Source organism: Streptomyces sp. NPDC050703 (genome assembly GCF_040654435.1).
Lineage (GTDB): Bacteria > Actinomycetota > Actinomycetes > Streptomycetales > Streptomycetaceae > Streptomyces.
In genome coordinates this window covers 23,974-45,650 of record NZ_JBFAHX010000053.1, presented here as the reverse complement: position 1 = coordinate 45,650, position 21,677 = coordinate 23,974, and the positions used below count along the sequence as shown (strand labels likewise).

Annotated in this window: 17 protein-coding genes; 4 read left to right on the top strand and 13 right to left on the bottom strand. The window is 70.1% G+C overall.

All coding sequences use genetic code 11. The annotated features are described in order from the left end of the window. Positions 1-265: 265 nt before the first annotated feature. From AB0I16_RS31750 to thyX, 3 genes are all read right to left on the bottom strand, one after another. Complete coding sequence (locus AB0I16_RS31750; protein WP_363253104.1) at positions 266-1,951, bottom strand: ribonuclease J; 1,686 nt, start codon at positions 1,949-1,951, stop codon at positions 266-268. Positions 1,952-2,084: 133 nt separating this feature from the next. After that, positions 2,085-2,984, bottom strand: a complete 900-nt coding sequence (gene dapA, locus AB0I16_RS31745; protein ID WP_363253103.1) for a 4-hydroxy-tetrahydrodipicolinate synthase — start codon at positions 2,982-2,984, stop codon at positions 2,085-2,087. Between the two features lie 190 nt (positions 2,985-3,174). Beyond that, positions 3,175-3,915, bottom strand: a complete 741-nt coding sequence (gene thyX, locus AB0I16_RS31740; RefSeq protein WP_363253102.1) for an FAD-dependent thymidylate synthase — start codon at positions 3,913-3,915, stop codon at positions 3,175-3,177. A 189-nt stretch (positions 3,916-4,104) separates the two neighbouring features. Here thyX and AB0I16_RS31735 point away from each other — a divergent pair, with 189 nt between their 5' ends. After that, positions 4,105-4,344 carry a hypothetical protein gene (locus AB0I16_RS31735; protein WP_062781321.1) on the top strand — a complete coding sequence of 80 codons (240 nt, stop codon included), beginning with the start codon at positions 4,105-4,107 and terminating at the stop codon, positions 4,342-4,344. A gap of 122 nt (positions 4,345-4,466) precedes the next feature. Beyond that, positions 4,467-5,027: a PH domain-containing protein gene (locus tag AB0I16_RS31730; RefSeq protein WP_363253101.1), complete on the top strand. Its 561-nt coding sequence runs from the start codon at positions 4,467-4,469 to the stop codon at positions 5,025-5,027. A 39-nt stretch (positions 5,028-5,066) separates the two neighbouring features. On the opposite strand, the gene AB0I16_RS31725 is transcribed toward AB0I16_RS31730, so the two are convergent. From AB0I16_RS31725 to eccD, 6 genes are all read right to left on the bottom strand, one after another. Then, a complete protein-coding gene (locus AB0I16_RS31725) occupies positions 5,067-5,519 on the bottom strand; it encodes a hypothetical protein (protein ID WP_363253110.1) in 453 nt (150 codons plus the stop codon). Between the two features lie 29 nt (positions 5,520-5,548). After that, positions 5,549-6,301, bottom strand: a complete 753-nt coding sequence (gene dapB / locus AB0I16_RS31720) for a 4-hydroxy-tetrahydrodipicolinate reductase (RefSeq protein ID WP_363253100.1) — start codon at positions 6,299-6,301, stop codon at positions 5,549-5,551. A gap of 48 nt (positions 6,302-6,349) precedes the next feature. Beyond that, a complete protein-coding gene (locus AB0I16_RS31715) occupies positions 6,350-7,729 on the bottom strand; it encodes a pitrilysin family protein (RefSeq protein WP_363253099.1) in 1,380 nt (459 codons plus the stop codon). Further along, a complete protein-coding gene (locus AB0I16_RS31710; protein ID WP_363253098.1) occupies positions 7,726-9,954 on the bottom strand; it encodes a polyribonucleotide nucleotidyltransferase in 2,229 nt (742 codons plus the stop codon). Before AB0I16_RS31710 ends, AB0I16_RS31715 begins: the two co-directional genes overlap by 4 nt. 369 nt (positions 9,955-10,323) lie before the next feature. Continuing rightward, positions 10,324-10,611, bottom strand: a complete 288-nt coding sequence (gene rpsO, locus AB0I16_RS31705; RefSeq protein ID WP_055568703.1) for a 30S ribosomal protein S15 — start codon at positions 10,609-10,611, stop codon at positions 10,324-10,326. Positions 10,612-10,860: 249 nt separating this feature from the next. Further along, a complete protein-coding gene (gene eccD, locus AB0I16_RS31700; RefSeq protein WP_363253097.1) occupies positions 10,861-12,387 on the bottom strand; it encodes a type VII secretion integral membrane protein EccD in 1,527 nt (508 codons plus the stop codon). 394 nt (positions 12,388-12,781) lie between these two features. Between eccD and eccCa the strand changes: the two genes are divergently transcribed. Continuing rightward, positions 12,782-16,765: a type VII secretion protein EccCa gene (gene eccCa / locus AB0I16_RS31695; protein ID WP_363253096.1), complete on the top strand. Its 3,984-nt coding sequence runs from the start codon at positions 12,782-12,784 to the stop codon at positions 16,763-16,765. Positions 16,766-16,859: 94 nt separating this feature from the next. Then, entirely contained in the window at positions 16,860-17,165 is a 306-nt protein-coding gene (locus AB0I16_RS31690) for a DUF397 domain-containing protein (RefSeq protein ID WP_363253095.1), read from the top strand. A 187-nt stretch (positions 17,166-17,352) separates the two neighbouring features. On the opposite strand, the gene AB0I16_RS31685 is transcribed toward AB0I16_RS31690, so the two are convergent. The 4 genes from AB0I16_RS31685 to AB0I16_RS31670 form a co-directional block, all read right to left on the bottom strand. Then, the gene (locus AB0I16_RS31685) at positions 17,353-17,655 is read right to left on the bottom strand and encodes a WXG100 family type VII secretion target (RefSeq protein ID WP_363253094.1); all 303 of its coding nucleotides are present in this window, start codon (positions 17,653-17,655) and stop codon (positions 17,353-17,355) included. 57 nt (positions 17,656-17,712) lie between these two features. Continuing rightward, positions 17,713-18,051, bottom strand: a complete 339-nt coding sequence (locus AB0I16_RS31680; protein ID WP_363253093.1) for a WXG100 family type VII secretion target — start codon at positions 18,049-18,051, stop codon at positions 17,713-17,715. A 167-nt stretch (positions 18,052-18,218) separates the two neighbouring features. After that, complete coding sequence (locus tag AB0I16_RS31675; protein WP_363253092.1) at positions 18,219-19,337, bottom strand: S8 family serine peptidase; 1,119 nt, start codon at positions 19,335-19,337, stop codon at positions 18,219-18,221. Between the two features lie 1,813 nt (positions 19,338-21,150). Next, positions 21,151-21,588, bottom strand: a complete 438-nt coding sequence (locus AB0I16_RS31670) for a hypothetical protein (protein WP_363253091.1) — start codon at positions 21,586-21,588, stop codon at positions 21,151-21,153. Positions 21,589-21,677: the final 89 nt, after the last annotated feature.

Genomic DNA, 21,677 nt, shown 5'->3' with positions numbered 1-21,677 from the left:
GTTTCCGACTCTATCAGACTCTTTCGTGTCCGATTTCCTCGGCGCCTTTCCGGTTCCCGCTCGGCCTTTCGGCTCTCGCGTTTCCCTTTCCGGCGATTCAGACTTTATCAGAGATTCTGAGTCCGAATTCCCGCCCCGTTCGGATCGGTCCCGGCACGACTGTGCGCGGGCGCTTCCCGGTTGGGCGGAGCCGTAAACTTAACGGAGCGGGGCGCCTCGATGCAAATCGAGGCGCCCCGCTCCGTCGTTCGTGCGGTCGGGAGGGTCAGACCTCGACGACCACGGGCAGGATCATCGGGCGTCGGCGGTAGTTGTCCGACACCCACTTGCCCAGCGTGCGGCGGATGAGCTGCTGCAGCTGGTGGGGTTCGACCACGCCGTCCTGGGCCGACTTCTCCAGGACCTCCTGGATCTTCGGGATGACGGTGCCGAACACCCCGTCGTCGATGCCGGAGCCGCGGGCCTGGATGTGGGGACCACCGGTGATCTTGCCGGTGCTGGAGTCCACCACCAGGAAGACCGAGATGATGCCCTCGTCCCCGAGGATCTTCCGGTCCTTCAGCGCGGGCTCGCCCACGTCGCCGACCGAGAGGCCGTCGACGTACACGTAACCGGCCTGGACCTTGCCGACGATCTTGGCCTTGCCCTCGACCAGGTCGACGACCACGCCGTCCTCGGCGATCACGATGCGGTCGTGCGGGACGCCGGTGAGGGCGCCCAGCTCGGCGTTGGCGCGCAGGTGGCGCCATTCGCCGTGGACCGGCATCAGGTTCTTGGGCTTGCAGATGTTGTAGAAGTACAGCAGCTCGCCGGCCGAGGCGTGGCCGGAGACGTGCACCTTGGCGTTGCCCTTGTGGACGACGTTGGCGCCCCAGCGGGTCAGGCCGTTGATCACGCGGTAGACCGCGTTCTCGTTGCCGGGGATGAGCGACGACGCCAGGATCACCGTGTCGCCCTGGACGATGCGGATCTGGTGGTCGCGGTTGGCCATGCGGGAGAGCGCGGCCATGGGCTCGCCCTGGGAACCCGTACAGACCAGGACGACCTCGCTGTCGGGCAGGTCGTCGAGCGTCTTGACGTCGACGACGAGGCCCGGCGGCACGCGGAGGTAGCCGAGGTCGCGGGCGATGCCCATGTTCCTGACCATCGAGCGGCCGACGAAGGCGACCCGGCGGCCGTACTCGTGGGCGGCGTCGAGGATCTGCTGGATGCGGTGCACATGGCTGGCGAAGCTCGCGACGATGATGCGCTTCTGGGCGCCGGCGAAGACACCGCGGATGACGCCCGAGATGTCGCGCTCGGGCGGTACGAAGCCCGGGACCTCGGCGTTCGTGGAGTCCGAGAGGAGGAGGTCGATGCCCTCCTCGCTCAGGCGCGCGAACGCGTGCAGGTCCGTGAGGCGGCCGTCCATCGGAAGCTGGTCCATCTTGAAGTCGCCGGTGGCGACGACCATGCCCGCGGGGGTGCGGATGGCGACGGCCAGGGCGTCCGGGATGGAGTGGTTGACCGCGATGAACTCGCAGTCGAACGGGCCGAGGTGCTCGCGGTCGCCCTCGACGACCTCCAGCGTGTACGGACGGATGCGGTGCTCCTGGAGCTTCGCCTCGATCAGGGCGAGGGTCAGCTTGGAGCCGATCAGCGGGATGTCCGGCTTCTCGCGCAGGAGGTAGGGGACACCGCCGATGTGGTCCTCGTGGCCGTGCGTGAGCACGATGCCCTCGATGTCGTCGAGGCGGTCCCTGATGGACGAGAAGTCCGGCAGGATCAGGTCGATTCCCGGCTGCTCCTCCTCGGGGAAGAGCACTCCGCAGTCGACGATCAGCAGGCGACCGTTGTACTCGAAGACGGTCATGTTGCGGCCGATCTCACCGAGGCCGCCGAGCGGGGTGACGCGCAGGCCGCCCTTCGGGAGCTTCGGCGGGGCACCGAGTTCAGGATGCGGATGACTCAAAAGACTCTCCTCACCACACACGCCACGTGCCTCCGGGGCACGTGGCGCGCGTGACGTTCGTGCGTGAGCAGTTGTTGGGTGACCGCGGGCGCGGGGCCCGCGGGTGTCGCGTATTCAGTTGTGAAGTCTGTGGTCAGAGCTGTACCCCGCCGGCGGCGAGGTCGATCTTGAGCTGTGCCGTCTCGTCGGGCGTCAGCTCGACCATCGGCAGGCGCAGCGGGCCCGCGGGCCGCCCCTGGAGGGCGAGCGCCGCCTTGGTGGTGATCACGCCCTGCGTGCGGAACATGCCGGTGAAGACCGGGAGCAGCTTCTGGTGGATCTCGGTGGCCTTCTGCACGTCGCCCGAGAGGTGAGCCTCCAGCATCGCGCGCAGCTCGGGGGTGACGACGTGGCCGACGACCGAGACGAAACCGCATGCGCCGACGGAGAGCAGCGGCAGGTTCAGCATGTCGTCGCCGGAGTACCAGGCCAGGTCCGAGCGGGCGATGGCCCAGCTCGCGCGGCCGAGGTCGCCCTTGGCGTCCTTGTTGGCCACGATCCTGGGGTGCTCGGCGAGGCGGACGATCGTCTCGGTGTTGATCGGTACGCCGCTGCGGCCCGGGATGTCGTACAGCATGACCGGCAGCTCGGTGCTGTCGGCGATCGCGGTGAAGTGCCGGAGCAGTCCCTCTTGCGGGGGCTTGTTGTAGTACGGCGTGACGGTCAGGAGGCCGTGTGCGCCGGCCCGCTCGGCGGCGCGGGCGAGCTCGATGCTGTGGCGGGTGTCGTTGGTGCCGACGCCCGCGACGATGTGGGCGCGGTCTCCGACCGCCTCCAGCACGGCTCGTACGAGATCGTCTTTCTCCGCGTCACTGACGGTCGGGGACTCACCGGTGGTGCCGTTGATGACGAGGCCGTCATTGCCTGCGTCCACCAGGTGGGCGGCGAGCTGCTGCGCGCCGTCGAGGTCAAGTGCGCCGTCCGCCGTGAAGGGCGTGACCATGGCGGTGAGGACCCTCCCGAAGGGGGTCTGCGGAGTGGAGGTCGGAGCCATGGGTAACACGCTACTCGCTGCTCAGCGTGGGGTCCCCCCTCGGGGGACGTGAGCGGGCCTGACGGGTGCGGAGCCCGGCACTGCCTGCTCGGGGGTTCAGGCAGTACCGGGTCCGTTCGATCAGGCTAGGCGAACTTCACGAAGTGCCGCAATCCGGACACTTCGCTCGCACCGTCCGCACATCAGTGCCTCACGGGGCCACGCGCCCGTTCTTGTTGAAGGCGGCGTGGGTGAGCGGCATCAGTTCGGCCCAGTGCTGCTCCATCTTCTCGCCGACCATCTCGATCTCCCGCTGCGGGAACGACGGGACCTTGGCCAGCTCGTGCTGCGTGCGCAGACCGAGGAAGTGCATCAGCGAACGGGCGTTGCACGTCGCGTACATCGAGGAGAACAGGCCGACGGGGAGCACCGCGCGGGCGACCTCGCGGGCCACGCCCGCGGCGAGCATCTCCTGGTACGCCTCGTACGCCCGGCGGTAGGAGTCCTCCATGACGCGGCCCGTGAGCTCCTGCTGGGCCTGGGTGCCCTCGACGAAGACGTACTTGCCGGGGCGGCCTTCCTGGACCAGCTTGCGGGAGGCGTCCGGGACGTAGAAGACGGGCTCCAGCTCCCTGTAGCGGCCCGATTCCTCGTTGTACGACCAGCCGACGCGGTGGCGCATGAACTCGCGGAAGACGAAGATGGGGGCGCTGATGAAGAACGTCATCGAGTTGTGCTCGAAGGGGCTGCCGTGGCGGTCCCGCATCAGGTAGTTGATCAGGCCCTTCGAGCGCTCCGGGTCCTTCTGGAGCTCGTCGAGGGACTGCTCGCCCGCCGTCGAGACGCGGGCGGCCCACAGGACGTCGGAGTCGGTGGCGGCGTGCTTCACCAGCTCGACGGTGACCTCGCTGCGGAAGCTGGGCTTGAGGTCTTCGGTGGGGGTCTCGCTCACTGGCGGGGTCCTTCCATGTGCATCACTCGGGCGGCGCCCACTCTATGGCCCGGCACCGACAATCGGCCGTTCGGTGACCCGCCGCGACATTCTTCGCCTAATTTGCTGAAACAGGGCACCTTTGGGGCGGTTCGAGCGTCTGTCCATGTAAGAGAGAACACTCGAGACCCGTGAGGAGAAGCGCGTCCCATGTTCCGTCGGCGAGAGCCCGTCCCGTTCGCCTTCATCGCCGAAGCCGACAAGTTCCGCAGCAACGTCACTCCCCCGCCCCGTGAGCGTGCCACCGCGAGTCAGATCGTGGGCCGCACGCTCATCGGCCTGACCGTCGTCGCCGGTCTCGTGGGATCCCTGCTCTTCGGGATGCCCGCGATGTCGGCCGACCAGTCACCCGCGCACACCCAGCAGTCCGAGGCCTCGGACGGGCGCTGACCGGGCAAAATACGCCCAATCCGGACGTTGACTCGTCCGGGCCCCCAAGGGTGGTGGCAGGGGACACGGCTCGGTAGCCTCACCGGGCACAGCTCATGCGTGGATCGAGTGAGGACCAGCCCGTGCCCCTGCCTTTCCTGACCGCGGACCGCGCGTTCGACGACGCGGCGCTCGACGCCGCGCTGCCCTTCGACGACCGCGACCAGTGGCGCCGGCCCTACCGTCCCGGTCCGTGGCGTGTGGGCGCCGCCGCACTTCTGCTGCTGCTCGCCTCGTTCGTGCTCTTCGCCGCTGTCATCATCGCGCTCACCGACTCGCTCGCGGGCGCGGCTGTCTGTGCGGCGCTCGCCGCGGTCACCGTCGTGATCTCGCTGCGGCTGCTGCGCATGGGCACCTGGGTGAGCGCGCACGGAGTGCGCCGGGTCGGCTTCCTGTCGACGCGGACCGTGCCGTGGGCGCAGATCGCGGCCGTGCGGACCGCGCAGCAGCCGGTGCGCTGGCTGGGCCTGCCCCGCACGGTGCAGGGGCAGGCACTCATCCTCGTACGACGTGGTGGGGCCGCCGATGGGCAGCGGTTGCTGCTCACCGACAAGAACGCCGACTTCGTCGCCCGGGCCGAGGCGTTCGAGCGGGCGGCCGACTCCATCGAGGCGTGGGCCTACGAGTACCGCACCACTGCCTGAGGCACCTGAGGCGCCTGAGGACAGAAGTCCGGCCCTCGGTCAGGCGTTCACCGGCCTGCCCTCGTGGAGGGCGATGGCCCGCTGCATGGCCTTGCGCGCCCGGGGTGTGTCCCGGGCGTCGTGGTAGGCGACGGCGAGGCGGAACCAGCAGCGCCAGTCGTCCGGGGCGTCCTCCGTCTCGGCCTTGCGGCGGGCGAAGACCTCGTCGGCCGAGTCGCGGTCGATGCGGCCCCCGGGCGTACGCCTCAACTCGTCGACGGGCAGGCCGCCTTCGGCGTCGAGCTCGGCGGCGAGCCGGTTGGCGCGCTGCACGAACCGGGTGTTCTGCCAGAGGAACCAGACGCCGATGACCGGCAGGATCAGCACCGCGACGCCGAAGGTGACCGTGAGCAGGGTGCCGTGCTTGATGAGGAGTACGCCGCGGCTGCCGACCAGGACGAAGTAGACGACCAGGACGGCGGCCGTGACGGCGTAGGTGATCTTCGCTCGCATGGAGGCTCGCATGGGGTTCTCTTCCCGGCTCAGCCGAGGTCCAGGAAGTGTTCGAGGCCGAAGGTCAGGCCCGGGGTGCTCACCACGCGGCGGGCGCCGAGCAGGATGCCCGGCATGAAGCTGCTGTGGTGCAGCGAGTCGTGCCGGACGGTCAGGGTCTCCCCCTCGCCGCCGAGCAGCACCTCCTGGTGGGCCAGCAGGCCGCGAAGGCGTACGGAGTGGACCCGTACGCCGTCGACGTCCGCGCCGCGCGCGCCGTCCAGGGCCGTCGTCGTGGCGTCGGGCTGCGCGGCGCTGCCGGCCTCCCGCCGGGCCTCGGCGATGAGCTGGGCGGTGCGGGCGGCGGTGCCGCTGGGGGCGTCGGCCTTGTTCGGGTGGTGCAGCTCGACGACCTCGACGGACTCGAACCAGGGCGCGGCGATCTGCGCGAACTTCATCGTCAGGACCGCGCCGATGGAGAAGTTCGGGGCGATCAGGACGCCCGTCTCCGGGGACGCGGCGAGGGACGTGCGCAGCCGCGCGAGGCGCTCGTCGGTCCAGCCCGTGGTGCCGACGACGGCGTGGATGCCGTGGCCCACGCAGAAGTCGAGGTTGGCCATCACCGAGTCGGGGGTGGTCAGCTCGACGGCGACCTGGGCGCCGTTGTCCACCAGCGACCGCAGCTCGTCGCCGCGGCCGAGGGCGGCGACCAGCTCCATGTCGTCGGCGGCCTCGACGGCCTTCACGGCTTCGGAACCGATGCGTCCCTTGGCGCCGATGACCGCCACGCGCAGCTTGCTCATGTCCTTCATTCCTTACGTCGAACCGGTCGGGCCCGTGGGCCCGGGTGGCTAGGCGACCGCGTCGTGGAGGCGGGCCGCCTGCTTGTCCTTGAGGGGTCCGATGGCCGAGAGGGACGGGCGGTGCCCCAGTATGTCGCGGGCCACCTCGCGCACCTCGTCGGGCGTGACCGCCGAGATCCTGGCCAGCATGTCGTCGACGGACATGTGCTCGCCCCAGCACAGCTCGCTCTTGCCGATGCGGTTCATCAGGGCACCGGTGTCCTCCAGGCCGAGGACGGTGGAGCCCGCGAGCTGGCCGATGGCGCGGGTGATCTCGTCGTCCGTGAGACCGTGCTCCGCGACCTGGTCCAGCTCGTCGCGGCAGATCTTGAGGACGTCGTGCACCTGGCTGGGCCGGCAGCCCGCGTAGACCCCGAAGAGACCGGTGTCGGCGAAGCCCGAGGTGTACGAGTACACGCTGTAGGCCAGGCCGCGCTTCTCCCGCACCTCCTGGAAGAGGCGGGACGACATGCCGCCGCCGAGCGCGGTGTTCAGCACGCCGAGGGCCCAGCGCCGCTCGTCGGTGCGGGCCAGGCCCGGCATGCCGAGGATGACGTGGGCCTGCTCGGTCTTGCGGTTGATGACCTCGACGCGGCCCGCGGTGCGCAGTGTCCGGGAGCCCTGGCGCGGGATCATCGGGACGGCCTCGGTGTCCCGCAGCGCGCCGGACCTCTCGAAGGCGGCGCGGACCTGGCGTACGACCTTGCCGTGGTCCACGTTGCCCGCGGCGGCGACGACCAGATGCGTGGGGTCGTAGTGCTTCTTGTAGAAGCGGCGGATGCGGTCCGCGGTGAGGGCGTTGATCGTGTCCTCGGTGCCGAGGACGGGCCGGCCGAGGGGGGTGTCGCCGAGCATCGTGTGCGCGAACAGGTCGTGCACGCAGTCGCCCGGGTCGTCCTCGGTCATCGCGATCTCTTCGAGGATGACGCCGCGCTCGGCGTCGACGTCCTCCTGGCGGATCAGCGAGCCCGTCAGCATGTCGCAGACGACGTCGATGGCGAGCGGCAGGTCGGTGTCGAGCACGCGCGCGTAGTAGCACGTGTACTCCTTCGCCGTGAAGGCGTTCATCTCGCCGCCGACCGCGTCGAGCGCGGAGGAGATGTCGAGGGCGCTGCGCTTCTTGGTGCCCTTGAAGAGGAGGTGCTCCAGGTAGTGCGTGGCGCCGTTCAGCGACGGGGTCTCGTCGCGCGATCCGACGTTGGCCCAGATGCCGAAGGTCGCCGAACGCACGGAGGGCAGGGTCTCCGTGACGACGCGCAGGCCGCCGGGGAGGGTGGTCCTGCGGACCGTGCCGATGCCGTGCTCGCCCTTGATGAGGGTTTGGGTACGGGCGACGGCCCGCGCCTCCGAGGAGGTGCGGGCCGTCGTCGTGGTGCTACGCGACGTCACTTGTCGGTGTCGTCCTTCTTGTCGGCGGCCTGCTCGTCGCCCTCTTCACCCTCGACCACGGGGATGAGGGAGAGCTTGCCGCGGGAGTCGATCTCGGCGATCTCGACCTGGACCTTCTGGCCCACGCCGAGGACGTCCTCGACGTTCTCCACGCGCTTGCCACCGGCGAGCTTGCGGATCTGGGAGATGTGCAGGAGGCCGTCCTTGCCCGGGAGCAGGGAGACGAACGCGCCGAAGGTCGTCGTCTTCACGACGGTGCCCAGGTAGCGCTCGCCGACCTCCGGCATGGTCGGGTTGGCGATGCCGTTGATCGTGGCGCGGGCGGCCTCGGCGGCCGGGCCGTCGGCGGCACCGATGTAGATGGTGCCGTCGTCCTCGATCGTGATGTCGGCGCCGGTGTCCTCCTGGATCTGGTTGATCATCTTGCCCTTGGGGCCGATGACCTCACCGATCTTGTCCACCGGGATCTTGACGGTGATGATGCGCGGCGCGTTCGGGGACATCTCGTCCGGAACGTCGATCGCCTCGTTCATCACGTCGAGGATGTGCAGACGCGCGTCACGGGCCTGCTTCAGCGCGGCGGCCAGGACCGAGGCGGGGATGCCGTCGAGCTTGGTGTCGAGCTGGAGCGCGGTCACGAACTGCTTCGTGCCGGCGACCTTGAAGTCCATGTCGCCGAAGGCGTCCTCCGCACCGAGGATGTCGGTGAGGGTGACGTAGTGCGTCTCGCCGTCGATCTCCTGGGAGATCAGACCCATGGCGATACCGGCGACGGCGGCCTTCAGCGGCACACCGGCGTTCAGCAGCGACATGGTGGAGGCGCAGACGGAGCCCATGGACGTCGAGCCGTTGGAACCGAGGGCCTCGGAGACCTGGCGGATCGCGTAGGGGAACTCCTCGCGCGTCGGCAGCACCGGCACGAGCGCGCGCTCGGCGAGGGCGCCGTGGCCGATCTCGCGGCGCTTCGGGGAGCCGACGCGGCCGGTCTCGCCGGTGGAGTACGGCGGGAAGTTGTAGTTGTGCATGTAGCGCTTGCGCGTCACCGGGGACAGCGTGTCGAGCTGCTGCTCCATGCGGAGCATGTTCAGCGTCGTGACACCCAGGATCTGGGTCTCGCCGCGCTCGAACAGCGCCGAGCCGTGCACGCGCGGGATGGCCTCGACCTCGGCGGCCAGCGTACGGATGTCGGTCACACCGCGACCGTCGATCCGCTTCTTCTCCTTGATGACGCGCTCACGGACCAGGGTCTTGGTCAGCGAGCGGTACGCGGCGGAGATCTCCTTCTCGCGGCCCTCGAACTGCGGGAGCAGCTTCTCGCCGGCCAGCGCCTTGACGCGGTCCAGCTCGGTCTCGCGCTCCTGCTTGCCGGCGATGGTGAGCGCCTGGGCCAGCTCGGTCCTGACCGCGGCGGTCAGGGCCTCCAGGACGTCGTCCTCGTAGTCCAGGAAGATCGGGAACTCGCCGGTGGGCTTGGCGGCCTTGGCCGCCAGGTCCGACTGGGCCTTGCACAGGGCCTTGATGAAGGGCTTCGCGGCCTCGAGACCGGCGGCCACGACCTCCTCGGTCGGCGCCTCGGCGCCGCCCTTGACGAGCTCGATGGTCTTCTCGGTGGCCTCGGCCTCGACCATCATGATCGCGACGTCGCCGTCATCGAGGACGCGACCGGCGACGACCATGTCGAAGACGGCGTCCTCAAGCTCGGTGTGCGTCGGGAAGGCGACCCACTGGCCCTTGATGAGCGCCACGCGCGTGCCGCCGATCGGGCCCGAGAAGGGCAGGCCGGCGAGCTGCGTGGAGCAGGAGGCGGCGTTGATCGCGACCACGTCGTACAGGTGGTCGGGGTTGAGAGCCATGATCGTCTCGACGACCTGGATCTCGTTGCGCAGGCCCTTCTTGAAGGAAGGACGCAGCGGGCGGTCGATCAGGCGGCAGGTGAGGATCGCGTCCTCGGAGGGCCGGCCCTCACGGCGGAAGAAGGAGCCGGGGATCTTGCCCGCGGCGTACTGCCGCTCCTCGACGTCCACCGTCAGGGGGAAGAAGTCGAGCTGGTCCTTGGGCTTCTTGGACGCGGTGGTGGCCGAGAGGACCATCGTGTCGTCGTCCAGGTAGGCCACGGCGGAGCCGGCGGCCTGACGGGCCAGACGGCCCGTCTCGAAGCGAATGGTGCGGGTGCCGAACGTGCCGTTGTCGATGACGGCCTCGGCGTAGTGGGTCTCGTTCTCCACTGTTCTCCTACGTGTCTACGTTTCGTCTTCTCGCCCCTGGTCCCGTGTGGCCCGGGGGCGGCGTCCCATGCGTCCTTCCGTGGACGGGGACCGTGCGGAGAAACGCGCCGTGTGTGCGGGCCGGTCTTCGATCGAAGCTCCCGGGGGTTTCTCCCGGGGGCCACTACCGAGGACCGGCGGCGGCTGGGTGCGTCTCTCCCTCGTGGGGTCGTACTGGTGTCCCGGGGGCGCTGGACCGTGATCGGTCCCTACCCACGGGGACGTGCTTTCGTCACCAGACTACAAAGCCGGGGTGACACCGCGCACGTACAGCAAAGGGAGCGGCCCCCTTCGAGTGCTTCGAGTGGGAACCGCTCCCTTCACGGCGTCTTACTTGGCGCCCGCCGCACCGCGGCGGATGCCCAGGCGCTCGACCAGTGCGCGGAAGCGCTGGATGTCCTTCTTGGCCAGGTACTGCAGCAGGCGGCGACGCTGGCCGACCAGGATCAGCAGACCACGACGGGAGTGGTGGTCGTGCTTGTGCGTCTTGAGGTGCTCGGTCAGGTCCGAGATGCGGCGCGAGAGCAGCGCGACCTGAACCTCGGGGGAGCCGGTGTCGCCCTCCTTCTGGCCGAACTCGGTCATGATCTGCTTCTTCGTAGCGGCGTCGAGCGACACGCGTACTCCTCGTGGTGTTTCGTGTGCCTCCGAGTGCCCCTGGTCTACGTCTCAGGGGGGCTTACGGGACTCGTGAGGCGGGGATGGCCGTCGGGCGGGCCCTCACGGGCCCGGGTCCCTGCGTCTCCCGTCCTGATCCTTGCCGGATCCGGAGGTGCGCAGACTGACGGTCGTCACACAGGTTACCAGCCGGCGCGACGGCCCCGTAGCGGAGGTCGGCCGCCGGCCTCGGACCCTCGCTCGGCGCGCTCAGCTCGTCATGGCCCTGGCCTCGGCGTACACGCCGAAGACCGCGAGCGTCAGCGGCACCAGGGTGAGCAGGACGAAGGACTCGGCGATCTCCAGGAAGCGGCCCCAGAACGGGGTCACCCCGGTGCGTGAGGCGATCATGCCGACACCGGTGACCAGGGCCGTCGCCGCCGCGATCCCCACGACGAGCCAGATGGTCCGCAGGTCCGGTGCCGCGCCGTCACCGGCCGGGCCGACCGGCAGGTCGAGGCAGAGGCCGATGCCGAGCAGGACGAGGGTCACCAGACCCGCGGCCAGGACCGCGGCGACCTGGGCGGTGTAGCGGAACAGGTGCGCACGCGTCAGCATCGCGATCCCCGTCGCCAGGGCCAGGACCTGTCCCCACGTATCGGCGGCGAGGGCGAGCACCACCGCGGACCCGATCGCGACGAGCGCGCAGCCGCCGACGAGGCCGACGAGCAGTTCCTGGCCGCGGCGGGCCTGCGCAGCGATGCGCTCGGCGTCGACGGGCTCCTGCGGGGCGGGGTCCGCTCCATAGCCGCCCCGCGCGCCGTGCGGCGGTTCGTAGCCGATGGGCAGCCGGGCGAAGCGCATGGAGAGGCCGGGCAGAAAGGCCAGGGCCCCGACCGCGAGCGGGGCGCACAGGGCAGCGGTCTCGACCGGCTCCAGCCGCCACAGTGCCGCGAGGAACGTGGCGGCCAGCCCGACCGCGGAGGCGAAGACGCACGCGACGAACGGCCCGTCGCCACTCGGTGAGAGCAGCCCGAGGATCACGGATGCCGTCAGGACGGCGGCACAGGCCAGCAGGAACTGGAGCCTGCCCACGCCCTGCCCGTCGGTCACCGGCAGCAGCCCGGAGCCCGCCGCCGCCACGTTCGGCAGCGCGCCGAGGCCGAAGGCGAGGGCGGCGGCCCGGTCGTCGTACACCCGCGCGCGGACCCCCGCGAGGGTGAGCAGCAGCACGCCGGCGACGGCGGCGAGGACGCCCGGCAGTCCATGCAGGTCGTGGTGGGGGGCGGCGGCCCAGGCGACGTATGCGAGGAGGGACGACAGCACGGCCCCGCCGACGAGTCCGGCGGCGCGGGTCAGGTCGCCGGTCCACAGCACGTGGTCACGGGTCACCGCGGCCGCGACGACCTCGGAGACGTCGTCGAAGACAGCGGGTGGCAGTGACGCGGAGAACGGACGCAGGGTGAGGATCTCACCGTCGAGGACGCGCTGGGCCGCGAACGTGCGGGCGCTGTCGAGGACGGTGCCGTCACGGCGTACGAGGTGGTAGCCGACCGGTGCGCCCTCGGCCGGGCCCTGCCGGGAGAGCCGCAGGACCTCGGGGTGGAGGTCGGCGACCGGGACGTCGTCGGGCAGCGCCACGTCGATGCGGCTGTCGGGCGCCACGATGGTGACCCGGCAGAAGCCGTAGGACGTGCCGGCCCCGGCCCCGGCACCAGGCCCGGATGAGCTTTCAGGGGGGTTTCCGCCGCCGGGCCGCCCGAATCCGGTGGCCGTCGTGGAAGCCGTCGTACCCACCTGCTGTTCCCCCTCGTCGCTGATGCCCGTGCCGGTTCCGGCCGCTGCCGACCGTTCACCGGCGACCGTTCGCTGCCGACCGTGGTGCCGTTGTTGCTGATGTCGCGCGCGCCGCGTTCACCGACTGTCTCGTAGGGCGTGGCGCGGTCGCGGGAGAACCGGTCCTCCTGGCTGATTCCGGGGGCCGTGCCCCCGACGCGTACCGGGAAATGCCCGCATTCTTCCGGCAGTTGCCCGCCCCGCTGGCTGGCCGGATCTCCCACCGCACGGGTGCGCGTCAGGCACCCTGCCCCCGAGCGGTGACTACCGGTATCAGTATGATCACACAGCGATCACGCCCCCCGGTCACCGGGCGGCGAGCGGAACGCCCGCCCGACAAGGGAATTGGTGCTCAGTGAGCCACATCGTCGTGAAGCGCCCGCCTCGGACGCTGCCCTCGCCGGTCCCCACCGACGAGGTCGTGCTGCGGCCCCCGCCCGAGCTGCCGCGCGGGCAGCAGGAGGGCGCGATGATGCAGTTGCTGCCCATGCTCGGCATGGGCGGCTCCGTGGTGTTCTTCTTCATGCCGAGCGCCCACCCGTTCATGAAGGTCATGGGCATGGTCATGGTGGCGTCGACGGTGGCCATGTCCGTGGCGATGCTGGTCCGCTACCGCCGCGGCAACCAGGGGCAGTTGGCGGACCTGCGGCGCGACTACCTCGGATACCTGAAGCAGACCCGCCGCGCCGCCGTCGAGACGGCGCGGGCCCAGCGCGACGCGCAGTACTACCTCCACCCCTCCCCCGAACAGCTGTGGGCCCTGGTCGCCGAGGGCAGCCGGGTCTGGGAGCGCCGCACGGGCGACGCCGACTTCGCACAGGTGCGCATCGGCCTGGGGCCTCAGTCGCTCGCCACGCCGCTCGTACCGCCGCAGACGGCCCCGGTGGACGAGCTGGAGCCGCTCACCGCGGGCGCGATGCAGCGCTTCCTCGCCGCGCACGGCACGCTGGAAGACCTGCCCATGGCCATTTCCCTGCGCGCCTTCTACCACGTGACGGTCAGCGGGGACCCGGAGACGGCACGGGGCACGGCGCGGGCGCTCATCGCCTCCCTCGCCTCGCTGCACTCCCCCCAGGACCTGGTGATCGCGGTCGGGACGGGCACGGCAGCCGCGCCCGCGTGGGAGTGGACCAAGTGGCTGCCGCACAGCCAGGTGCCCGGGGCAGCGGACGGTGCGGGCAGCCGCCGGCTCATCACCGGCGACCCGATCGAACTGGAGGCCCTGCTGACCGCCCGCCTCCGGGGACGGCCGCGTTTCCACCCGGAGGGGTCGCCCCTGCCGGACGAGCCGCACGTCGTCGTCGTGCTCGACGGCCCTTCGCTCCCTCCGACGGCCGCGCTCGCCTCACCGGAGGGACTGCAGGGCGTGACGGTCGTGGAGGTCGTACCGGGTGAGCTGACGCACGGGCGCGGCGGACTGTCGCTCGCGGTGCGTCCGGGGGCGCTGCGGATCGAGTCGGACCACGGCCTGGTGTACGAAGGCACTCCGGACGTCCTCTCGTACGAGGGAGCGGAGGCCCTGGCCCGGCAGCTCGCCCCGCTGCGCGTCCCGTCCGGCGGTGACGAGGACGAACCCCTCCTCGCCGACCTCGAATTCACCGACCTCCTCGGCCTCGGCGACGCCGACTCGGTCGACACGCGGCGGACGTGGCGCGCCCGCTCGCTCGCGGAACGGCTGCGCGTCCCCGTCGGCGTCGGCGAGGACGGCCGCCCCGTGATGCTCGACCTCAAGGAGGCGGCCCAGGAGGGCATGGGCCCGCACGGGCTGTGCGTGGGAGCCACCGGTTCCGGCAAGTCGGAGCTGCTGCGGACGCTGGTGCTCGGCCTCGCCGTGACGCACTCCTCGGAGAGCCTGAACTTCGTCCTCGCGGACTTCAAGGGCGGTGCGACCTTCGCGGGCATGGCGCAGCTGCCGCACGTCGCCGCCGTCATCACCAACCTGGCGGACGACCTCGCCCTCGTCGACCGCATGGGCGACTCCATCCGGGGTGAGCTGAACCGCCGCCAGGAGCTGCTGCGGGACGCCGGCAACCACGCGAACATCCACGACTACGAGAAGGCCCGTGCGGCGGGTGCCGCGCTCCAGCCGATCCCGTCCCTGGTCCTGGTCATCGACGAGTTCAGCGAGCTGCTCACCGCGAAGCCCGACTTCATCGACATGTTCGTGCAGATCGGCCGCATCGGCCGGTCGCTCGGCGTCCATCTGCTCCTGGCCTCGCAGCGCCTGGAGGAGGGCCGGCTGCGCGGCCTGGAGACGTACCTCTCGTACCGCGTCGGCCTGCGCACGTTCTCCGCCGCCGAGTCGCGTGCCGCTCTCGGTGTGCCGGACGCGTATCACCTTCCGAACGTGCCCGGCTCCGGCTACCTGACGTACGGCACCGACGAGATGGTGCGCTTCAAGGCGGCCTACGTCTCCGGCGTGTACCGGCCGGAATCGGGCCGGGCCACCGTGCCGGGCGGCCCGCGCCCCGTGGACCGCCGACCGGTGCTGTTCACCGCCGCCGAGGTGCCCGTGCGCCATGCGGCCGTGACCGCGCCCGAGCCGCGGGCCGCCGCGGGCCCGGACCCGGGCAGCGCGGACGACGCGCTCGCCGACACCGTCCTCGACGTGATCGTGCGCCGCCTGGAGGCGCAGGGCCCGGCCGCCCACCAGGTGTGGCTGCCGCCGCTGGACAGCCCGCCGCCGCTGGACGCGCTGCTCCCGGGGCTCACGGCGGTGGAGGGCCGCGGCCTCGGCCGACCCGGCCACGAGGGCACGGGACGGCTCGTCATACCGCTGGGCCTGGTCGACAAGCCGTACGAACAGCGCCGCGATCCCCTGTGGTGCGACTTCTCCGGGGCGGCCGGCCACATGCAGATCGTCGGCGGACCCCAGTCCGGGAAATCGACCCTGCTGCGCTCGCTCATGGCGGCGTTCTGCCTCACGCACACGCCCCACGAAGTGCAGCTGTACGGCCTCGACTTCGGAGGCGGCGGGATGGCGTCCGTCGCCGGGCTCCCGCACGTCGGCGGTGTCGCCTCGCGCCTCGACCCCGAGCGGGTCCGACGCACCGTCGCCGAGGTGTACGGCGTGCTGTCCCGGCGGGAGGAGTACTTCCGCACGGCGGGGATCGCGTCCATCGCCGACCTCCGCGCGCGCAGGGCCCGGGGCGAGATCTCGGTGACCGACCAGCCGTGGGGCGACGTCTTCCTGCTCGTCGACGGGTGGGGCAACTTCCGGTCCGAGTACGAGGGCCTGGAGCCGGCCGTCCTCGACATCGCCGCGCGGGGCCTCGGTTACGGCATCCACCTGGTCCTCACCGCGTCGCGGTCCATGGAGGTCCGCGCGAACCTCAAGGACCACCTCATGAACCGCCTGGAGCTGCGGCTCGGCGACACCATGGACTCCGAGTTCGACCGCAAGGTCGCCGCCAACGTCCCCGCCGGGGTGCCCGGGCGCGGTCAGACGCCGCAGAAGCAGCACTTCATGGCCGCGGTCCCCCGTATCGACGGGCAGTCCTCGGACACCGGCCTCGCCGAGGCCACGGCCGCCCTGGCCGCGGAGGCCGCCCGCCACTGGACGGCACCCGGTGCGCCCGCGGTCCGTCTGCTGCCGCGCGCACTGCCGGCGGACGAGCTGCCCCCGGGGCACCTCTTCCCTGACCGGGGTCTGTCCTTCGCCCTCGACGAGAACAACCTCGAACCCGTCTTCGTGGACTTCGACCAGGACCCCTTCTTCCTCGTCTTCGGGGAGAGCGAGTCCGGCAAGTCCAACCTGCTGAGGCTGCTCATCAAACGGCTGACGGAGCGGTACGGCGGCGACGTCTGCAAACTCTTCGTCGTCGACAACCGGCGCTCCCTCCTCGACGCCGCCCCGGCCTCCCACCTGGCCGAGTACATCCCGATGTCCAACGCCATGGACCACCACATGGCGGCCCTCGCCGACCTGATCCAGCGGCGCACCCCGCCCGCGGACGTCACCGCGCGGCAGCTCCGCGAGCGCAGCTGGTGGCGGGGCCCGACGGTGTACGTGATCGTCGACGACTACGACCTGGTCTCCACGTCCGGCGGCAACCCGCTCGGCGACCTCACCGAGCTCCTCCCGTTCGCCCGTGACGTGGGGGTGCGGTTCATCATCGCCCGGTCGACGGCGGGCGCGGGGCGGGCGTCGTACGAACCGTTCATGCAGCGCATGAAGGAGCTGGGCGCGCAGGGGGTCGTCCTCGCCGGCGACCCCGACGAGGGCGACATCCTGGGCGGTGTACGGCCGCGCCCCATGCCGGCCGGACGAGGGATCTTCGTGTCCCGGAAGCGCGGGAAACCGATGGTGCAGACGGGACTGGCGGACGCGGAATTCTGAGGGCCGCCGTTCTGCCCAACCTCCGAACAGGGGCGGAGCCCGCAAGTAGGGTGGCCCCACAGCTCTTTCGTACGTTGTGAAAGGACCCTCCGCCATGGCCGATGCACCCGACAAAGAGGCGCGGGAAAAGGCTCGCAAGGAACGCGAGAAGGAGGAGCTCTACGCCCTCGACATCTCCGGCGTCGAGTGGCACAGCGCGCCGGGCACCGAGGAGCACGAGGAGCGGGTGGAGATCGCGTACCTGCCCGAGGGCGCCGTGGCCATGCGGTCGTCACTGGACCCGGAGACCGTGCTGCGGTACACGGAGGCGGAATGGCGGGCGTTCGTCCTGGGCGCGCGGGACGGGGAATTCGACCTGGAGCCTTCTGTGCGCAATGGCGGGGTCGCGGCGGCCGAGTGACGTGACGCCTCGTACCGGTCACGCATAGGACGGGGTGGACGCCTCCCGCGCGCGTCCACCCCTATGCCGTACGCCGGCTGCCGGGCACTCCTGCCGCGCTTCCTGGAGTGCCTCCAGGAGTGCTCCCTGGAGTTCTTCCCTGGGTGCGTCTTGGAGTGCCTTATGGCAGCAGCTAATGCCCTTTGGCTCACTGGAAGTAGCTGGCGCCCTTCAGGTCGCCGCCCCGGTAGTCACCGCCGGCCCGGCCGACCTTCTGCCCGATGTCGACGAGCGCCCGGTGAATGGCCTCGACGTGCTTGTCCCATTCCTTCTGCTTCGCGACGTACGCCGTGTGGGCCTCACCCTCCCAGCCCTCGGCCACCTTGGCCACGGCGCGCTTGATGTCCGCCAGGTCGGCCTCCAGCTGCCTCGCCTGGATGCCGAGTTCGGTGGTGATGGCGTCGAGGCCGCCGTATTTGACCGCGAGCTCGTCCAAGTGCACGTTCGCCATGCCTGCCCCGTCTCTCAGTAGGTGTGGGAAACCCGTTCCCTTGTAGACCTCAGTGGTTCAGTAGCTGCTGATCGCTGACTTCTGTGCGCCGTATTGGACGTCGATGCTGTCCATGGTCGACCGGACCTGGTCCTCAAGCCCTTCCGTGAGCTTCTCGTTGCCGCTGATGCCCTCAAGGAAGTCGACCAGGATGTTTCCGACCGCCCTCATGTGCTCGTTGATCTCGGTCTGCTTCCTGTCGAAGGCATGCGCTCCAATGCCCCGCCAGTTGCCTTCCATCATGTCGAGCGTGCCCTGGAGACGCTTGAGCTGCTTCTGGACCGAGTCGTACTTGCCCACGATCTCTTTCTTCAGAAGCGCCACTTGCTGGTTGTTCAACTTCTGGCCTTCAGCCACGGCTGGGCTCCCTTCGTGAACTGTCGTTGGGATGGTGAGATGGGTGGGATGGTGAGATGGGTGGGGTGGAGTGGATGGGTGGGATTGGTGGGATGGCTGAAGACGGCTGGGACATCTGGGGTGGCTTCGGAGCGTGATCAGGCCGGGAGGCCGTGCTCCCGCCTGGCTCAGGCGCGGCGTCGAGCGCGCATCGCGGCGAAGGCGCCTCCGCCGATCGCCAGGACCGCGGCGAGGCCGCCCAGGACCGGCCACGGAAGGCTGCCGCCGTCGTCATCTTCCGGGGACCGCTCGGCGGCGGAACCCTTCTCCCCGTCAGGGGCCTCCTTCGTCGCGGGTCGCGTGGGCGCGGCGGGCGCGGAGGCGGAGGCGGAGGCGTCAGGCGCCGAGTCACCGCCGTCGGAACCGGCACCGGTGGTCTTCTCGTTGGTGATGGGATCGACGTCCGCGGGCCCGGGCTTCCCCTGGCCCTTGACGACATTGCGGGCCGGCCGGATCAGCCCATAGCCGAGGTAGTCGCTCGGCTCGTCCTTCGGCCAGTCGCGGCCCGCGGTGTCGATGAGGACACGGAGGACCTGGTTGGCGGTCCAGTCGGGGTGCTTGGCCCAGACGAGGGCCGCGGAGGCGGAGGCGATGGCGGTGGCGGCGCTGGTACCGCCGCCTCCTTCGTCGCAGTAGGAGCGGAAGGTGTTGTCGCACCAGCGGGGAATGCCGAGGCCGGGGGCGGCGAGGTCGACGTACTCCCCGAATTCCGAGAACTTGGCCACCTTGCCGGTTTTGTCTGCGGCGGATACTCCGACAACGTTCGGGTACGCAGCCGGGTAGCCGACGAAGTTCTTCGTCTGCGCATCATTGCCGACGCCGGCGAACAGCAACTTGCCTTTTGACTGGGCGTACTCTACGGCCTTCTTTTCGCTGGGTCTCAGGTATTCACCAGTGAAGGACATACTGATAATCCGGGCATCGCTGTCGGCCGCGGCTCGGATGGCGTCCGGAATGCCGCTCGACTTCCTGCTCCTGAAAGTCTTGCCAAGGCCAACCCGGAACGAAATGACCTTGGCTCCGGGAGCCAGGCCCTTCAGCCCTGCTCTGCCGGACCCCACGATGAGCTCCGCCATCGTGGTGCCGTGGCTGTGGTAGTCGTTCAATGGGCCGCCAGGCACTCCGGCGAAATCCTTGCCTGACTCAACACGTCCTCGAAGTGCGGGCGTTTCTGAGACTCCCGTGTCAATGACGGCCACGCTGATGCCCTCACCAGTGCTGGCCTTCCACACGTTTTCCGCGTCCATGGCTCGCAGATACCACTGGTTGGAAGGAACGTCATCGGCAGCCGCACTCGGTGCCAACCATGTGAACAAAAGCGGGAGTCCGGCGACCACGGGACCAAAAACCTTGAGCCTTCTCCGCATATGGCTCATCCTCGCGTTGTTCCGCCTGCCACGCCGATCAGGTCCCGATTCCATGCCCTGCATTTCCTCGCCCACAGTCAACCGATCACTGGTGGTACCTCGCGCCGCCCATCGGGCAGACTCATCTCTTCGTCCTCGATCGCCTCAGCGGACCGCGGCGCCCCCTCTACGTCATCCTGTGCGGAGGGCCGATGATCACCATTGGCATTTCGCACCAGGCCGGTGCCCCCGGCGGTGAAGCCGCCTCTACGAGTTCCCGACGTCTGCTCGCGAGTCTTGGGAGTGCCGACCACGCCGCCTTGGCGGTTGCCGTCCCGGCGCGGGGTCGGCCCATTGGCGCCGTTGCCTTGCGCGCCCGCTCCCGCGAGTCCCCGCTGATCGACGCTGCCGCTCGTGACACGCGAGCCGCCAGTGGTCCCAGCGCCCGCCCCGGGCCCCTTCGCCACCCTGCTTTCGCCCCCACCGAACACTGGCCCCGGACTGGGCCGACCACCGACCACGCCTTGGGCCGGCCTGGCACCGGCCGCATGCGGGGTGCCGGACCGTGGGCCCGGATCGCCGACCTGTCGCGGAGTGCCCCCCATGATGGGGCGGCCCAAGGGCGGTTGCCCGGAGACCGCGGGGCTGCTGGCGCTCCGCCCCTGCGCGGTCGGGCCGATGGGGGCAGATCGACCGTTCGGTGGCGCCGACCCGCGCCCCGTACTGTCGTAAGCCCTCCCCGGTCCAGCCGATCCCGGGCGCCCTTGGGCGGACGGCACCTGTTTCGAGGCAGCCGGCGGACCTGGCGTACGTGTAGTGAGGTCACCGGGCCCTGGGATGGAACGACCACTGCCCATAGGCATAACTGGTGTCACGTCGTGTTGCGTTGGTCCAGAGGACGGAGCCGGGGGTCCAGGCACAGGGGCAGTGGTCTGTGGAGGCAAGGTCTGCACACTGTCGAGTTCCGTACCTACCGCTCGATCCGGAGTGTTGATGGGGCCGTGCCCATCGAGCCGAGGCGTGGAGGAGCCATGTGACAAGGGGCCGTCGGGCGAAGCGTTGCCGCCGGTGGCCACCGGATCCAGGAACCGGTCAGTCGGGGTGGCTTGAGCACCACCGGAGGGCGCGGTGGCGGACGGCCCTCCCCGTCCCTCACCGAGTGACACGGGGTCTTTGCCCGGGACCGGCTCGGGCACCCCGACGTCGGGCATCGCCGAAAACGTAGGTGGCTCCTGGCGCGCCATCCCTTCCCGGGACACCAGGTAGAACGACGCCAGCCGGTTCATCTGGTTGATGGCCTCTTGACGGTGCTTCTCCGCCTTGACGGCGGCGCCGTACTCCTCGTTCCCCTCGACCCGCTTCGGCGAGGGGATGTCCTCCACGGCCTTCGGGTCGGCACGGTTGTCCCGGGGCGGCATGGAGGCGCGCACGGACGCCAGCCCGGCACCTGCCGACTCCATGTGCGAACTCGCGGCAGCCGCGAAGTCGGACAGCTTGTGCGTGTCGTTGACGAGACTCTTGCCCCACTTGCGGAAGGCTTCGCCCGCTTCGCCCTCCCAGTCGACCCGGTCGATGTGCCGGCCGAGCTCCCGGGCAGCGGACGCGATCGCGTTCCGCGCGCCCTGCAACGCCTTGCCGGCGCTCTCGATGTCCTCCGGTCTGGCCTGGTCGACCAGGTCGATCATGTCGTTGAGACGGTGTCCTTCGAACGCCACTAGGACCACCCCGCGTCGGACTTCTCGTCGCCCTGGCCGCCCTGGCCGCCTTGGTCGCCCTGGCCGCCCTGGCCGCCCTGCGCGTCCGGCTCGCCGCCGCGTTCGCGCTCGCTCGGCACCTCCTGGCGGCCGACTCTGGTCTGGATGGCCCAGAAGCGCTGCCGCAGGTCCTCTTCGAGGTTGTCGAAGCCGACGTCGGCGCCGTGCACCGCGATCCCCATGGCGTCGATCTGGTCGCCGAGCATCTTCGAGAGCGAGGTCAGCTGTTCGTGGACCTGGTCGTACTCCGCGTACAGCCCGTCAGCCTCGGGAAAGGCACTCCCCGCCCCGCTGAAGGAGGCGCGGGAGACCTTCTGCGCCCCGACCTTCGCGGAACCGCCGGCTGAACCCTCGAACTCCGTGAGAAGCGTGTTGATGCGCCGCCGGAACGTCTTCAACGCTTCCAGCCCGCGCCTGATATCAGCGCCTGACGACGCCGTGACTCCCCCGTGCACGTTCGCAGAAAGCACTGGGCCTTCCCTCCCCG

Coding starts and splice junctions, on each gene's coding strand:
- dapA (WP_363253103.1), bottom strand. CDS start 2,984: ATGGCTCCGACCTCCACTCCGCAGACCCCCTTCGGGAGGGTCCTCACC.
- AB0I16_RS31735 (WP_062781321.1), top strand. CDS start 4,105: ATGTTCCGTCGGCGAGAGCCCGTCCCGTTCGCCTTCATCGCCGAAGCC.
- AB0I16_RS31725 (WP_363253110.1), bottom strand. CDS start 5,519: ATGCGAGCGAAGATCACCTACGCCGTCACGGCCGCCGTCCTGGTCGTC.
- dapB (WP_363253100.1), bottom strand. CDS start 6,301: ATGAGCAAGCTGCGCGTGGCGGTCATCGGCGCCAAGGGACGCATCGGT.
- AB0I16_RS31690 (WP_363253095.1), top strand. CDS start 16,860: ATGGCCGATGCACCCGACAAAGAGGCGCGGGAAAAGGCTCGCAAGGAA.
- AB0I16_RS31685 (WP_363253094.1), bottom strand. CDS start 17,655: ATGGCGAACGTGCACTTGGACGAGCTCGCGGTCAAATACGGCGGCCTC.
- AB0I16_RS31675 (WP_363253092.1), bottom strand. CDS start 19,337: ATGGACGCGGAAAACGTGTGGAAGGCCAGCACTGGTGAGGGCATCAGC.